Origin of the sequence: Arenibacter aquaticus, from assembly GCF_003957295.1 — a bacterium.
In the GTDB taxonomy this organism is placed as follows: Bacteria; Bacteroidota; Bacteroidia; order Flavobacteriales; family Flavobacteriaceae; genus Arenibacter; species Arenibacter aquaticus.
On record NZ_RQPJ01000002.1, the window covers coordinates 602,814 to 617,334 of the forward strand.

The following is a 14,521-nucleotide window of genomic DNA, read 5'->3' on the forward strand; positions in this document are numbered from 1 at the left end:
AAACATATTAGGCATGTTAAAAACATTTATTGAAAGACCTGTTCTTTCAACGGTAATCTCTATTATCATAGTACTGTTGGGAATTATCAGTATTACTAGCTTACCTATAGAGGAATATCCAGATATTGCACCACCAACAATTAAGGTTACAGCCAATTATACTGGAGCGAACGCAGAAACAGTTTTGGAGAGTGTCATAGTTCCAATTGAAGAACAAATTAACGGTGTAGAAGGTATGACCTACATTACCTCTACCGCATCCAATACAGGATCTGCAGAAATTACCGTTTATTTTGACCAGGCCATTGATGCAGATATTGCTGCGGTAAACGTACAAAATAGGGTTGCCAGGGCAACCCCTTTACTGCCCCAGGAGGTAACCCAGACTGGTGTAACTACCCAAAAGCAAGAAACCAGTGCGTTAATGTTTATCTCCATGTATTCTGAAAGCGAGGATTACGATGCTACCTTTATTCAGAATTATTTAAAAATAAACGTTATTCCGGCCATGCAGCGTATTAACGGTGTTGGGGATGTTAGTGTCTTTTCACAACAGGACTATGCGATGCGAATCTGGCTAAACCCTGAAAAATTAGCTTCCTATGGTTTAATCCCTTCTGATATCTCTGCGGCATTGGCAGAACAAAATTTGGAAGCAGCGGCAGGTTCCCTAGGTCAAAACAGTGGAGAATCGTTTTCATATACTTTAACCTATAGCGGTAGATTTAAAGATGAAAGTCAGTATAGTGATATCGTAATTAAGGCCTTGGGGAATGGTGAGTTTTTACGTTTAAAAGATATTGCCACCATTGAATTGGACGCTCAATCCTACGCGGCCAATGCCATGAGTAAAGGTCATCCAGCAGTGTTTATGGGTATCTTTCAAACAAAAGGTTCTAACGCCCAGGAAATTATTGAAGATATTAAAGTTACCTTGGAGTCGGTCAAAGCTGATCTTCCAGAAGGTCTGGACATTTTTGTACCCTACGACACAAGTTTGTTCCTAAATGCATCTATTGACAAGGTAATAACCACTTTGCTAGAAGCATTTTTATTGGTATTCCTAGTGGTATTTATCTTCTTACAGGATTTTCGTTCTACGCTTATACCCGCCATTGCTGTACCAGTTTCCATTATAGGTACATTCTTTTTCTTGAACGTTTTTGGCTATTCCATCAATTTATTAACACTATTTGCCTTAGTACTAGCCATTGGTATTGTGGTAGATGATGCCATTGTTGTTGTAGAGGCCGTTCATGCCAAACTGGACCAGGGTGAACGCAATCCTAAAAAAGCCACCTTAACAGCGATGAACGAAATTTCTGGCGCTATTGTATCCATTACATTGGTAATGGCGGCAGTTTTTATTCCAGTAACTTTTGTCACGGGCCCAACCGGAGTCTTTTATGAACAATTTGGGGTTACTTTAATTATTGCCATCCTTATTTCGGCTGTAAACGCATTAACCTTAAGTCCGGCCTTATGTGCACTATTATTAAAAGGACACAAAGAAGACGAAGAGCTAAAGGGAAAAAGCCCCTTACAACGTTTTTACACATTGTTTAATCGTGGCTTCAATGCAACCGTTGACAAATATGGCAAATCACTTCAGTTTTTATACAAAAGAAAATATGTTTCCGCTGTATTATTGATCATTGCTGCAATTGGGATCTTTTGGGCATCCACTACCACTCCAACAGGTTTTGTGCCCAATGAAGACAGGGGGATTATTTTTGCAAATATCGAATTGCCTCCAGGAGCCTCCTTGGATAGGACCGATGCTGTGGCCAGAAAATTATACGACAAAATTGATGGTATGGATGGCATCGTAGCCGTTAACTTCATTAAAGGTAGAAGTATCATTAGCGGAACGGGCAGCAACTTTGGTTTTGGTATTATTAAACTTAAAGATTGGAGCGAACGTAAAGATGACGCACTATCCGCACAGGCCATTACAGGAAAATTGTTTGGTATAGCTGCCACCATTCCAGATGCCAATATTATTTTCTTTTCACCACCAAGTATTCGTGGTTTTGGTAATTCTGCTGGATTTGAGATTAATTTACTGGATAAATTTGGGGGGGAATTCTCGGATTTGGACCAAGCCAAGAACGACTTTACAATGGCTTTAATGAAGCATCCTGAAATTAAATACGCCACCTCTGCTTTCAACACCAATTACCCACAATATGAAATGGAGGTAAATGTACCATTGGCAAAGGAAAAAGGAGTTTCCATAACCAGTATCTTTTCTACCTTACAAGGTTATATAGGTGGTATTTATGCATCCGATTTCTCTAGATTTGGAAAGCAATTTAGGGTATATATACAGGCATTACCGGAAGATAGGGCGGATGAAAGTGCCTTAAACAGTATGTACGTGAGAACAGATACCGGAGAAATGACACCCATTACGCAGTTTGTAAAATTAAAACGTGTTTACGGTCCTCAATCGGTTACCCGTTTTAACTTATTTAATTCTACCACCATAACAGGAGCAACCAACGACGGTTATAGTACGGGTGATGCCATAAGGGTTATTGAGGAAGAAGTAGCAAAACTGCCCACTAATTATACCGTTGCCTATTCTGGCCTAACACGGGAAGAGGTGAATGCAGGAAACCAAACTACCTTTATTTTTATATTGAGCATTTTGTTCGTGTATTTCTTATTGAGTGCCCAGTACGAAAGCTATCTATTGCCTTTTGCTGTAGTTTTATCGCTTCCATTTGGTGTATTTGGGGCCTACATTAGTACAAAGTTTCTAGGACTTGAAAATAATATATATTTCCAAATAGCCCTGATCATGCTTATTGGTCTGCTCGCTAAAAATGCGATTCTTATTGTGGAATTTGCCCTACAAAGAAGAAAGAATGGTGAAAGTATTGTTGATGCGGCCATCCATGGTGCAAAAGCACGTCTACGTCCAATTTTAATGACCTCATTTGCCTTTATTTTAGGACTAATGCCATTGGTGTTGGCAAATGGTGTAGGAGCAGAAGGAAATAATTCCATTGGTACTGGAGCTGCGGGAGGAATGCTTATTGGTACCGTTTTAGGGGTCTTTGTAATACCCATCCTATTTATTTTATTCCAATGGTTACAAGAAAAAGTCTCCAGTAAACCAGCAGTACAAACTATTGAAGAATAAGAATTATGAAATTAACAATAACACATAGAAATTTTAGTAAAGGTGCGCTTTTACTAGTCGTAACCCTCACATTACAAAGTTGTTTTGTGGCCCGGGAGTATGTAAGGCCAGATTTAGAGATAGAAACCGAAGCCCTTTATAGGACCGAAAACCTGCCTACAGATAGTGTATCCATAGCAGACATTTCCTGGAGAGATTTATTTACAGATCAATATCTTAAAAATTATATAGAAGAGGGTCTGCAGAATAATATGGACATCAGAATAGCTCTTCAGCAAATGACAGCTGCCGAAGCCTATGCCAAACAAGGGAAGGCAGGTTATTTGCCAACATTAAGCCTAGGCCCAAACTACACCCATCAAGAATATTCAGAGAACAGTCAGTTTGGATCTATTTTTAGTGGAGGATTGGATACTTATGATGTTACGGCCAACCTGTCTTGGGAAGCTGATATTTGGGGAAAGATCCGCAGCAACAAAAGAGCTACGCAGGCAGCCTATTTACAAAGTGTTGCCGGACATCAAGCTGTAAAAACACAATTGATTTCCAGTATTGCGAATGCCTATTACAACCTGTTGGCCCTGGATGCACAGTTAGAAGTAACCAAGCAGACCATAGCAACAAGGGAGAGTAGTGTAGAAACTATAAAAGCCTTAAAGGATGCGGGGCAGGTAACCCAGGTTGCAGTGGACCAAAACATAGCCCAATACAACAGCGCTAGAGCACTACAAGTAGATATTGAAACCGCTATTTTTAAGACCGAAAACACCCTTAGTATTTTATTGGGCAAATCTCCCCAACACTTTGAAAGAAGCAGTTTGGATAACCAAATAATTAAAAGGGATATACAACTTGGGGTACCGGCCAGTTTACTTAGCAACAGGCCAGATGTTATGGCTGCCGAGTATGGCTTAATACAATCTTTTGAACTTACCAATGTGGCCAGAAGTAATTTATATCCGTCCCTAACCTTAACAGCTTCGGGAGGCTTACAGAGTTTGGAGCTGGACAATTTATTTAATGCAAATTCCTTATTTGCAACTGTGGTAGGCGGATTAACACAGCCACTTTTAAACCAACGTAAGCTAAGGACCCAAAAAGAAGTAGCTATGGCACAACAGCAACAATCCCTACTTCAGTTTAAAAAGGCACTGCTGGTGGCAGGAAGTGAAGTTTCCAATGCTTTGTTTACTTATGAATCCGAAACCAAAAAATTCGTATTCAAAAAAAACGAGGTAGAAGCCCTACGAACCGCCGAAGCCAACTCAGAGGAGTTACTTAAAAATGGTTACGCCAACTATTTGGATCTATTAACTGCAAGACAAAGTGCACTGAGTGCAGAATTAAATCTTATAACCAATAAGCTATCCCAATTATCCGCAACCGTAGAATTGTATAGGGCACTTGGTGGTGGTTGGAAATAGATCAACATCTTAAAAACATGGAATCAGCCCTATTTTATTAATCTAAAGGATTAGCAAAATAGGGCTGATTCTTTTATGGACTTTGTTTCCAGCTGTTTATTTATCTGGAACAATACTAGCTCAGAAATAACGATATGGTTCGGAAATCTTGCAAATTTCCTCAGCTGGGTACTAGAAAGAAAATAATATTGTGATTGGACTACCTCAACTTAAATCCCTTTGCTGCCCACCAAGGATGTATCTCAATCGTTAACCTTCCCGATTTCACCATGGGATCCATCTTGGCCAAACTATCTGCCATTTGTAGATTGGGTACATTGTAGATTGTAATGCCACGTATCTCCCCGTCATCACCAAAAGGTCCTGAAATATCGGCAAAACCCTCTTCGTACATCCGACCCAAATGCGCAAGGTGTAGCCTCTGAAGACTATCAACTTCCTCCTTGGAGCTGGATCTATTGGGACCCTTTTTTAAAAAGGCAATAAAATATTGCTGCATCAATAATGTATCCTTGGTCTTTTCATCCACATAGTCGAAAGTTTGAAACCCTCTTTCATCCAATTCCTTTTTTAATTGGGATACAGGAATCTCCTGAACAGAAGTTGTTTTCTCCACCACATTTACTTTTGTCTTTGTTGCTTCCATACAGGACAGAAACAGTGCACAAACCAAAACAGTATATAATTTTTCCATTTTTACCAGGCTTTAAAGGGTATTTTACTTAGTTGTGAGTTGTAATATTTAACTTCATTTGTAACCTCCTCCCCTAGCCAATCCGGTCTTGTGTACGCTTCCTCCTCATGGTTCAACTCAATTTCCGCTATAATCAGTCCGGCATTATCCCCAAAAAATTCATCCACTTCAAAAACATGCTTCCCCACCTCCACAAAGTACCTTTTCTTATCTATTACCCCAGGCTCACACAAAGGAATTAAGGCCTCTGCCTCATGTATTGGTATTTCCTTTTCCCATTCAAAGCGGGTGGTGCCACTTTGGTTTCCCTTCCCCTTAACGGTTATGAACCCTTTATCCCCACTTACACGCACCCTAACCGTCCTTAAGGGGTCGGTATTTAGAAATCCCTGTACAATTCTATTGCTTGACTTGGCCTCCTTTTTAAAAGCCTGTGACTTCACCAAAAACTTCCGCTCTATTTCTACCATTTTACCTATGCAATCTTTATATTTTTAACGGGCTAACTTCCCATTTTTTTTATTTCATCGGAAGCTATACGTAGCCTATCATCACTGTTATTGGCCAACCAGACCATGGCCTTGGCTATAGATTCCGGATGTATGGACCTATACTTTCCCAATGGCCCTACCATAACCAAATTTAGCACCTTCATAAGCTGTTTGGCCACCCATTCTCCCCATCTTTTCTCTTTCCTTTTTCCAGCTATCAATGATGGCTGTAAAATATGGGTTTTGGGCAATCCAAGGTCTATAACGGCCTCTTCCATTTCTCCCTTTAGGCTATTATAGGTTATGTTGCTATTGGCATTGGCCCCAAGGGCAGAAATCACCAAGAATGTCCCTATATTGTTTGCCCTGCACAAAGTTGCAGCGGAAACCGGTATCCCATAGTCAATGCTCCTATAAACTTTGGGGTCTGGGGTTTTTGCCTTGGTAGTACCCACACAACAAAACACTTCGTCTGCCGTGAACTGGGCTTTAAATTCATACAGCTTTAATAGATCCCCAATATGTTCTTCCACTTTGGGATGTTGTAGTCCGAGTCTAGTCCTGGAAAAAATCTTTATCTTGCTATAGCGCGTATCCTTTAGTAGCAGTTGCAGCACATTTCCGCCGCTTAGCCCTGAAGCCCCCAATATAATGGCCGTTTTATCCTGTGTTTTTAATTGTTCCTGTTCCATTGTTGCGCTTTAACAATACTGGGGAATCCCTTTACCGTAAACTTGTTATAAATTTACGGTATGAAAATGGATTTCCCACAACGAAAGATCATCCATGTGGACATGGATGCATTCTACGCCTCTGTAGAGCAAATGGATGACCCCAATCTAAAGGGCAAGCCCATTGCCGTTGGAGGGGCAGAAAAGCGTGGTGTGGTTGCCGCAGCCAGTTACGAAGCCCGGAAATTTGGCGTACGTAGCGCCATGAGCGGCTTTATGGCGAAAAGAAATTGCCCAGAGTTAATATTTGTACCCCCTCGATTTCCCCGCTATAAAGAGATTTCCCTGAAAATCAGAAATATATTCTTTGATTATACCGATTTGGTAGAACCGCTTTCATTGGATGAGGCCTATCTGGATGTTACCCTAAACAAGAAGGGAAATCCCTCTGCCTCCCTAATTGCCGCAGAAATAAGGCAGCGAATATTAGAAGAAGTAGGACTAACCGCCTCGGCAGGTATATCTATCAATAAGTTTATTGCCAAAGTGGCAAGTGACTACAATAAACCCAATGGGCAAAAGACCGTTAACCCAGAAGAGGTTCTTGCCTTCCTAGAGCAACTGGAAATACGTAAGTTCTATGGAGTAGGAAAGGTTACGGCCGATAAAATGTACCACCTTGGCATTTTCACCGGTAACGACCTAAAGAGCAAAAGCCTTGAGTTTTTACAAATGCATTTTGGAAAAAGTGGCAGTTATTACTATCAGGTGGTAAGGGGAATACACAACAGCCCGGTAAAGCCCAACAGAATTCCCAAATCGGTTGGTGCAGAACGCACATTTAACGAAAACCTCAGTAGCGAAATCTTTATGCTAGAACGCTTGGAGCATATCGCCATAGAACTGGAAAAGCGACTAAAAAAGTCCAAAATCTCCGGAAAAACCATCACCCTTAAAATAAAGTACAGTGACTTTACCCTTCAGACACGCAGTAAGACCCTCCCATATTATATAGCGGAAAAATCCTTGATCTTGGAAACCACCAAGGAGCTTTTATACCAAGACCGACTAAATAACTCGGTTCGACTTTTGGGCATCTCCATATCCAACCTAAATACCGATAGGAACAAGCCCTTGGAAGAAAAGTCGTTATCGGTACAATTAAAGTTTGATTTATAAAAGCAAAAAAGCCTGACCGATATACGTACCGACCAGGCTTATAAAATACTTAACCTCTATTCTAGAAGTTACAACTTTCAATTTCAGAAACCCTAAGGGTATTTACCATCCCCTTATCTTTGATAGGCATGGCTGCCAAACTTACCAGCATGTCCCCAACATCCAAATATCCTTTCTCACAGGCTATTTTGTTAACGTCCTCAATAGTTTCATCCGTAGAGACAAACTTATCGTAGTAAAAAGCCTTTACCCCCCATAAAAGGTTAAGCTGGGTCAAGATTCTTTTATTGGAAGTAAACACTAAAATATGTGCTTTTGGTCTCCATGCAGATATTTGAAAAGCAGTATATCCACTATTGGTCAATGTAGAAATGGCACTTGCCTCAATCTCATTGGCCATAAGTGCTGCATGATAACAAATAGACTTGGTAATATATCTATTGGTCCTAACATGTGGTGGCTGATGTGGTACTTTTATCAATTCCGAATTTTCCACACTTTCCAAAATACTGGACATTTTCTCTATCACTTGTACGGGATAGTTACCAACAGAAGTTTCACCAGAAAGCATAACGGCATCTGCACCGTCCATAACAGAATTAGCTACATCGTTTACCTCTGCACGGGTAGGGGTAAGACTGGTAATCATGGTCTCCATCATTTGGGTTGCAATAATCACCGGTATACGCGCCTTTTTTGCCCGTAGCACCAATTGTTTTTGTATTAAAGGCACTTCTTGGGCAGGAACCTCAACACCTAAGTCGCCCCGTGCCACCATTAATCCATCACAATAGGCAACAATCTTATCTATGTTCTCTACTGCTTCCGGTTTTTCTATTTTGGCAATGATCGGAATTTTATGTTCTGAATGCTCTTTTATAATATTTTGTAGATCTATAAGATCCTGACTAAACCTCACAAAAGATAAGGCAATCCAATCAACATTTAGGGAAATGGCAAAAATAGCATCTTTAACATCCTTTTCTGTAAGGGCAGGTAAGGAAATATTGGTATTGGGCAGGTTAACCCCTTTTTTGGACTTCAATGGTCCTCCTTGTATAACCTTGGCCTTTACCTCGTCCTTTCTATTGGTAGTCACCACTTCAAACATCAACTTCCCGTCGTCCAAAAGGATGCGCTCTCCAGCCTTTACATCTTGAGGGAAATTGGTATAGTTCATATATACTTTCTCGGCATTTCCTTCAAAAGGCTCGCCCGTAACAAAAGTAATCTCATCATCTGGTGCTACCACCACTTCTCCTGCCATTACCCCAACCCTTAATTTAGGGCCTTGTAAATCTGCAAGGATAGAGGTATAGGTACCCATTTCCTCACTTAACTCACGAATCATCTTTACACGTTCGGAAACGTCGTTATAATCTGCATGGGAAAAATTGATTCTAAAGACATTCACTCCAGCCTCAATCATGTCCTTAAGAACACTCTTCTTACTAGTAGCTGGTCCTAAGGTAGCCACTATTTTTGTCTTCTTTTTTGTCGGCATTATGTTAAAATATTAAATTATTTTTAGATTTTAGTTTAGTTGCATCCACCAGATAGGCCGTAATGACCTTTGGTATTGATAGGACGGATTTTAAAATATTTCCTTCAACGTCCAGCTCATCGTGTTCTATTTTTAAAAAGTAGTCTACATCCCTATATTCCGGAACCAAGTGATAGGAGGTAAACGAGGGCTGGTCTTGGAAAAGGGTCCCTAATCCCGGTTCTTCCTCCTTTCTATCCTTATTCGCAACGAGGGCATAATAGCGATCATTTATTTCATCTGTCCACGAAAAAATTGGAAAAGACCCATTTTGCGAAACCTCTATGTCCTTCACCGCCCTCTTTAATTTTGTTTTTAGACAGGAATTAAGCGCGTAGACCAGCATATGATCTTCAATACTGCTGTGCAAAGCGATTAAGGTAAAAGTTTCTTCATAAAAGTCTTCCGAAATTTTGTGTATCGCTGCCATACTTTCCGTGAAAGGCGTAAATATAGGATTAATAACGAAACCAGCCTAGTCCATTTTGGTATATCAGCTATGTGAACCCCACGAAAACGTTGGAGTTTTTGGTTTTTTTAATGCAGTTGCAAAATTGTGGAAGGGGATTTGCAAACATAAGCCACAATCACCATCATACCCTCACTCTCCCTTAGATTTTTCTATCCTGTCCTGCATGGCAAAATAAGCCCTTTTGGAAGCTCTTTCTTCTGCCTTTTTTTTGGATGTTGCCCTAGCTTTTGCCACAACCTTCCCATTAATGGACAATTTTACGGCAAAATGCTTTATTACATCCTTTCCCGTATCCTCGTAAATATCATAATTAAAAGACTTCTTTTGCTTTTGGCACCATTCTATGACCAAACTCTTATAGCTTATAACCTTCCCCTCCAATTGCTCTATATCCACATAGGGCTTTATAATCCTTTTATTGATGAACTTCTCACAATATTTATAGCCCCTATCCAAGTAAATGGCGCCAACCAGAGCTTCAAAAACATTTCCATGGATATTGTCCCCGAAACGCGATTTGGGTATCCTGCTTTCCACAAAATCGATTAGCTTTAGATCCTTGCCCAGTTCATTAAGGTGTTCCCTACTTACAATCTTGGACCTCATCTTGGTGAGATAGCCTTCATCGCCATCAGGCACCATGCTGTATAAATGCATGGAAATTATGGTGCCCAACATGGCATCTCCCAAAAATTCCAAACGCTCATAATTCATAGGATGACCGTTTTTATCCTTTCTATTGGCAGAGCGGTGCACAAACGCTTTTTGGTAAAATTCCAGGTTTTTAGGCTTGAATCCCAAAATTTTTTTCATTCCCAAAAAAAAATCCCCATCCTTTTTTGAATGGGAATTAAATAAATTGGAAAAAGCGTTCATAATATGAATTAGCTAATTTTTTTAAATATCACACATGCATTATGCCCTCCAAATCCAAAAGTATTGCTCAAGGCAACGTTCACTTCCCGTTTCTGAGCCTTGTTAAGGGTTAGGTTTAATTTAGGGTCTATATTCTCATCTACCGTACTATGGTTTATAGTAGGTGGCACCAAACTGTGTTCCATTGCCAAGATGGAGGCTATGGCCTCAATGGCCCCGGCCGCACCCAATAGGTGTCCTGTCATGGATTTGGTAGAGTTAATGTTCATTTTTGGTGCGTGGTCACCAAACACTTGGGTTATCGCCTTTAATTCGGCTACGTCTCCCAATGGTGTGGAAGTCCCGTGGGTGTTTATGGCATCTACGTCCTCAGGCTTCAATCCTGCGTCCTTTAAACAATTCTCCATAACGCGTACAACCCCCACTCCATCTGGATGTGGTGCTGTCATATGATAGGCGTCACTGGACAATCCCCCTCCGGCCACTTCGGCATAAATTTTTGCGCCCCTAGCTTTTGCGTGCTCGTATTCCTCAAGAATAAGAGCTCCCGCTCCTTCCCCTAGGACAAAACCATCCCTGGTTGCATCAAATGGCCTAGAAGCTGTTTCAGGGCTGTCATTTCGAGTAGAAAGAGCATGCATGGCTCCAAAGCCACCCATACCTGCTATGGTTACCGCCGCCTCACTACCTCCTGTTACGATTACATCGCAATATCCCAAACGAATATTGTTCAACGCGTCTATAATAGCGTTGGCAGATGATGCACAAGCCGAAACAGTAGTGTAATTAGGCCCCATAAAGCCATGCTTAATGGAAATGTTTCCAGGAGCAATATCGGCAATCATTTTTGGTATAAAGAAGGGATTAAACCTAGGTGTTCCGTCCCCTTCGGCAAAATTCAATACCTCGTTCTGAAAAGTTTCCAATCCACCTATACCTGCTCCCCAGATTACGCCGGTGCGGAATTTATCTATTTTATCAAGGTCTAACCCAGAATCCTTTATGGCCTCATCCGAAGAAATTAGGGCATATTGCGCAAACCTATCCAGTTTACGGCCTTCTTTTCTATCAAAATAATCCCCTGAATTGTAATCCTTAAGTTCGCAGGCAAATTTTACTTTAAACTTCTCCGTATCATAATAGGTAACGGGCGCAGAACCACTTTTGCCGTTCTTTAGGCCCTCCCAGTACTCTTCTATATTCTTGCCAATAGGTGTTAAAGCACCTAGACCGGTAACTACAACTCGCTTTAATTGCATTGAACTAAATTTTTGTTTAACGTATAAGTTAGGTGTAAATTAAAAAAAATTATCCATGCAGCGTCTTTACCACATGGATAATTTTGAAACTTGTTCAAGAAATCATAAAATTACTTGGCTTCTTCTATATAACTTATAGCTTGACCAACTGTAGCAATGTTCTCGGCTTGATCATCTGGAATCTGAATATCGAATTCTTTTTCGAACTCCATGATCAACTCAACAGTATCCAATGAATCTGCCCCTAGGTCGTTAGTAAAGCTAGCTTCCGTTACAACTTCGTTCTCATCAACACCTAATTTATCTACGATGATAGCTTTTACTCTTGATGCAATGTCTGACATAATAATATCGATTTTAAAAATTTAAATTGATGGCAAAAATAAAAAACTTTGGTTTAATAACACTATTTGTCGTTAAAATGTGTCCTAATTTAATAAAATTAAATACAAGTGTACTATTTTAGCCCTAAATTATTTTGATCCACAACCCCAAAATCAAAACATGAAAAGTATCGTCCTGTTCGCCTCCGGCTCTGGCTCCAATGTTGAGAACATAGTAAAATATTTTCAAAATAATTCTGATGTAAGCATAGATTGCGTACTTACCAATAAAAAGGAGGCCAAGGTTTTGGAGAGATGCGATAGGCTTAACATAAATGCCCTGTACTTTAACAAGCATTCATTTTACCAATCGGATTGCGTCTTAAATGTTTTGGAATCCCTAAATCCTGATTTAATTGTTTTGGCGGGATTTCTTTGGAAAATACCCCAGACCCTAATTCACAACTTCCCTAATAAGATTATAAATATACACCCTGCCCTACTGCCAAAATACGGAGGCAAGGGAATGTACGGCATGCATGTACACGAGGCAGTAAAGCTTAATAATGAAGGGGAGACCGGAATTACCATTCATTATGTAAATGAAAACTATGATGAAGGGGCCATAATTAAACAGGCAAAGGTTGCCCTAGCTCCCAGTGACAGTCCTTCTGAGATAGCCAATAAGGTTCACCAGTTGGAATACGAATACTTCCCCAAAGTGATAGAACAGGTATTAATGGGGGAATAATGGCCAAAAAAGAAAAATTTTACACCGTATGGAAGGGGCATAACCCCGGGATATATACCAGTTGGAAGGACTGCAAGGCCGCCATTAGCAATTACAAAGGCGCCCAATACAAATCCTTTACCACTTTTGAAGCGGCAAAAAAGGCCTTCAACGGTAATTATGACGACTATAAGGGCAAAAAAACCAATAAGCCCATGCCCAGCAAAGCACTACTGCAGAAAATTGGACAGCCCAATTACCATTCCATATCCGTAGATGCCGCATCTAGTGGCAACCCAGGGATAATGGAATATAGAGGTGTGGATACCAAGACCAAAAAAGAGCTATTTAAACAAGGGCCATTTAAACAGGGGACCAACAATATTGGGGAGTTTTTGGCCCTAGTTCACGGCCTGGCATTTTTAAAACAACAAAATAGCGACAGAATTATCTATACCGATTCCAAAACTGCCATGAGCTGGGTGCGAAAAAAGAACTGCAACTCCAAACTCACTGAAACCCCAGAAAACAAAGAAGTATTTGATTTGGTCAGACGAGCCATTTCCTGGCTTCAAAAAAACACCTATCAGACCACTATTGTAAAATGGGAAACCAAAGCCTGGGGTGAGATCCCTGCAGATTTTGGCCGTAAATAGCCATTGCATCATTTTTTAAAATTTGATTTCCCATGCCATGGAATTGGCGATTCAAAAACCTATCTTTGCAGCAAATTTTTAAATTTAATGGGCAAACTTTTAATTGTAGGCACCGTTGCCTTTGATGCTATTGAAACACCTTTTGGAAAAACCGATAAAATATTGGGAGGTGCAGCCACGTTTATTGGCCTGGCGGCATCCCAGTTTGGAGCAAAATCCGCGATTGTTTCGGTGGTTGGTGAAGATTTTCCAAAAGAATACCTAGATCTCCTGAGTGATAGAAACATAGATATCTCTGCCCTGCAGGTGGTAAAGGGCGGCAAAACCTTCTTTTGGAGCGGCAAGTACCATAACGATCTAAATTCTAGGGACACCTTGGCAACAGAACTTAATGTCCTTGCCGATTTCGATCCCGTTGTACCCGGCAATTTTAAAGACGCCGATGTCCTTATGCTAGGCAACTTGCACCCTAGTACCCAGTTAAGTGTAATTAAACAGATGGAAGAACGACCAAAACTTATAGTATTGGATACTATGAACTTTTGGATGGACAATGCCCTGGAGGAATTGAAAGAAGTAATTGCACATATAGACGTTATTACCATAAATGATGAGGAGGCCAGACAGCTTACAAATGAGTATTCTTTGGTTAAAGCTGCAGAGAAAATACAACAAATGGGGCCAAGATTTGTGGTCATTAAAAAAGGGGAGCACGGCGCCCTACTTTTCCATAATGCAGAAGTATTTTTTGCGCCGGCATTGCCCCTAGAGGATGTTTTTGACCCTACAGGAGCCGGAGACACTTTTGCTGGTGGCTTTGCAGGCTATTTAACGGAGACCAAAAACATTAGTTTCAACAACTTAAAAAGTGCGGTCATCCACGGTTCCAATCTAGCATCTTTTTGTGTAGAACGTTTTGGCACAGAAAGAATGGTGAATTTGAACAAGAAAGAAGTTAACCAGAGGTTGCTCCAATTTAAGGAGCTTACCCAGTTTGATATTGAATTACAATAAATACGTGCCCTATTTTCAGGGCATTTTTAATTTTATGT

14 protein-coding genes are annotated in these 14,521 nt (G+C 40.5%); 6 read left to right on the top strand and 8 right to left on the bottom strand.

Going from position 1 to position 14,521, the window contains the following annotated elements:
• Nucleotides 1-13 precede the first annotated feature (13 nt).
• Nucleotides 14-3,151: an efflux RND transporter permease subunit gene (locus EHW67_RS05470; protein ID WP_126161350.1), complete on the top strand. Its 3,138-nt coding sequence runs from the start codon at nt 14-16 to the stop codon at nt 3,149-3,151.
• Between the two features lie 5 nt (nt 3,152-3,156).
• Nucleotides 3,157-4,575: an efflux transporter outer membrane subunit gene (locus tag EHW67_RS05475; protein ID WP_126161351.1), complete on the top strand. Its 1,419-nt coding sequence runs from the start codon at nt 3,157-3,159 to the stop codon at nt 4,573-4,575.
• 199 nt (nt 4,576-4,774) lie between these two features.
• Here the strand turns inward: EHW67_RS05475 and EHW67_RS05480 are convergent, their stop codons facing one another.
• The 3 genes from EHW67_RS05480 to EHW67_RS05490 are packed head-to-tail and all read right to left on the bottom strand — an operon-like array spanning nt 4,775 to nt 6,452.
• Nucleotides 4,775-5,269: a YciI family protein gene (locus tag EHW67_RS05480; protein WP_126161352.1), complete on the bottom strand. Its 495-nt coding sequence runs from the start codon at nt 5,267-5,269 to the stop codon at nt 4,775-4,777.
• 2 nt (nt 5,270-5,271) lie between these two features.
• Nucleotides 5,272-5,739 (bottom strand): CYTH domain-containing protein, encoded by a 468-nt coding sequence (locus EHW67_RS05485; protein WP_126161353.1) that lies wholly within the window; start codon nt 5,737-5,739, stop codon nt 5,272-5,274.
• A 32-nt stretch (nt 5,740-5,771) separates the two neighbouring features.
• Nucleotides 5,772-6,452 carry a Rossmann-fold NAD(P)-binding domain-containing protein gene (locus EHW67_RS05490; RefSeq protein WP_126161354.1) on the bottom strand — a complete coding sequence of 227 codons (681 nt, stop codon included), beginning with the start codon at nt 6,450-6,452 and terminating at the stop codon, nt 5,772-5,774.
• Nucleotides 6,453-6,512: 60 nt separating this feature from the next.
• On the opposite strand from EHW67_RS05490, the gene dinB reads away from it, so the two are divergent.
• Nucleotides 6,513-7,610 carry a DNA polymerase IV gene (gene dinB / locus EHW67_RS05495; RefSeq protein ID WP_126161355.1) on the top strand — a complete coding sequence of 366 codons (1,098 nt, stop codon included), beginning with the start codon at nt 6,513-6,515 and terminating at the stop codon, nt 7,608-7,610.
• Between the two features lie 61 nt (nt 7,611-7,671).
• Here dinB and pyk read toward each other — a convergent pair whose 3' ends face one another.
• The 5 genes from pyk to EHW67_RS05520 all read right to left on the bottom strand — a co-directional run bounded on the left by pyk (nt 7,672) and on the right by EHW67_RS05520 (nt 12,104).
• Entirely contained in the window at nt 7,672-9,114 is a 1,443-nt protein-coding gene (gene pyk / locus EHW67_RS05500) for a pyruvate kinase (protein WP_126161356.1), read from the bottom strand.
• Between the two features lie 4 nt (nt 9,115-9,118).
• The gene (locus tag EHW67_RS05505; RefSeq protein WP_126161357.1) at nt 9,119-9,583 is read right to left on the bottom strand and encodes an IPExxxVDY family protein; all 465 of its coding nucleotides are present in this window, start codon (nt 9,581-9,583) and stop codon (nt 9,119-9,121) included.
• A gap of 171 nt (nt 9,584-9,754) precedes the next feature.
• Nucleotides 9,755-10,501 carry a ribonuclease III gene (gene rnc, locus EHW67_RS05510; protein WP_126161358.1) on the bottom strand — a complete coding sequence of 249 codons (747 nt, stop codon included), beginning with the start codon at nt 10,499-10,501 and terminating at the stop codon, nt 9,755-9,757.
• Nucleotides 10,502-10,509: 8 nt separating this feature from the next.
• Nucleotides 10,510-11,760, bottom strand: coding sequence for a beta-ketoacyl-ACP synthase II (fabF, locus tag EHW67_RS05515; protein ID WP_126161359.1), 1,251 nt, complete (start codon nt 11,758-11,760; stop codon nt 10,510-10,512).
• 110 nt (nt 11,761-11,870) lie between these two features.
• Complete coding sequence (locus EHW67_RS05520) at nt 11,871-12,104, bottom strand: acyl carrier protein (RefSeq protein WP_008269813.1); 234 nt, start codon at nt 12,102-12,104, stop codon at nt 11,871-11,873.
• A gap of 160 nt (nt 12,105-12,264) precedes the next feature.
• Here EHW67_RS05520 and purN point away from each other — a divergent pair, with 160 nt between their 5' ends.
• The 3 genes from purN to EHW67_RS05535 all read left to right on the top strand — a co-directional run bounded on the left by purN (nt 12,265) and on the right by EHW67_RS05535 (nt 14,483).
• Nucleotides 12,265-12,834, top strand: coding sequence for a phosphoribosylglycinamide formyltransferase (gene purN / locus EHW67_RS05525; protein WP_126161360.1), 570 nt, complete (start codon nt 12,265-12,267; stop codon nt 12,832-12,834).
• On the top strand, nt 12,834-13,469 hold the full coding sequence (locus EHW67_RS05530; RefSeq protein WP_126161361.1) for a ribonuclease H1 domain-containing protein: 636 nt from the start codon (nt 12,834-12,836) through the stop codon (nt 13,467-13,469). Before purN ends, EHW67_RS05530 begins: the two co-directional genes overlap by 1 nt.
• Nucleotides 13,470-13,556: 87 nt before the next feature.
• Complete coding sequence (locus tag EHW67_RS05535; RefSeq protein WP_126161362.1) at nt 13,557-14,483, top strand: PfkB family carbohydrate kinase; 927 nt, start codon at nt 13,557-13,559, stop codon at nt 14,481-14,483.
• The last annotated feature ends 38 nt before the right edge of the window (nt 14,484-14,521 follow it).

What these genes read in the sequence shown, in the direction of transcription:
- EHW67_RS05520 (WP_008269813.1), bottom strand. Translation starts at nt 12,104, where the DNA reads ATGTCAGACATTGCATCAAGAGTAAAAGCTATCATCGTAGATAAATTA.
- EHW67_RS05530 (WP_126161361.1), top strand. Translation starts at nt 12,834, where the DNA reads ATGGCCAAAAAAGAAAAATTTTACACCGTATGGAAGGGGCATAACCCC.
- EHW67_RS05535 (WP_126161362.1), top strand. Translation starts at nt 13,557, where the DNA reads ATGGGCAAACTTTTAATTGTAGGCACCGTTGCCTTTGATGCTATTGAA.
- dinB (WP_126161355.1), top strand. Translation starts at nt 6,513, where the DNA reads ATGAAAATGGATTTCCCACAACGAAAGATCATCCATGTGGACATGGAT.
- pyk (WP_126161356.1), bottom strand. Translation starts at nt 9,114, where the DNA reads ATGCCGACAAAAAAGAAGACAAAAATAGTGGCTACCTTAGGACCAGCT.
- purN (WP_126161360.1), top strand. Translation starts at nt 12,265, where the DNA reads ATGAAAAGTATCGTCCTGTTCGCCTCCGGCTCTGGCTCCAATGTTGAG.
- EHW67_RS05485 (WP_126161353.1), bottom strand. Translation starts at nt 5,739, where the DNA reads ATGGTAGAAATAGAGCGGAAGTTTTTGGTGAAGTCACAGGCTTTTAAA.
- EHW67_RS05475 (WP_126161351.1), top strand. Translation starts at nt 3,157, where the DNA reads ATGAAATTAACAATAACACATAGAAATTTTAGTAAAGGTGCGCTTTTA.
- EHW67_RS05480 (WP_126161352.1), bottom strand. Translation starts at nt 5,269, where the DNA reads ATGGAAAAATTATATACTGTTTTGGTTTGTGCACTGTTTCTGTCCTGT.
- fabF (WP_126161359.1), bottom strand. Translation starts at nt 11,760, where the DNA reads ATGCAATTAAAGCGAGTTGTAGTTACCGGTCTAGGTGCTTTAACACCT.
- EHW67_RS05505 (WP_126161357.1), bottom strand. Translation starts at nt 9,583, where the DNA reads ATGGCAGCGATACACAAAATTTCGGAAGACTTTTATGAAGAAACTTTT.
- EHW67_RS05490 (WP_126161354.1), bottom strand. Translation starts at nt 6,452, where the DNA reads ATGGAACAGGAACAATTAAAAACACAGGATAAAACGGCCATTATATTG.
- EHW67_RS05470 (WP_126161350.1), top strand. Translation starts at nt 14, where the DNA reads ATGTTAAAAACATTTATTGAAAGACCTGTTCTTTCAACGGTAATCTCT.
- rnc (WP_126161358.1), bottom strand. Translation starts at nt 10,501, where the DNA reads ATGAACGCTTTTTCCAATTTATTTAATTCCCATTCAAAAAAGGATGGG.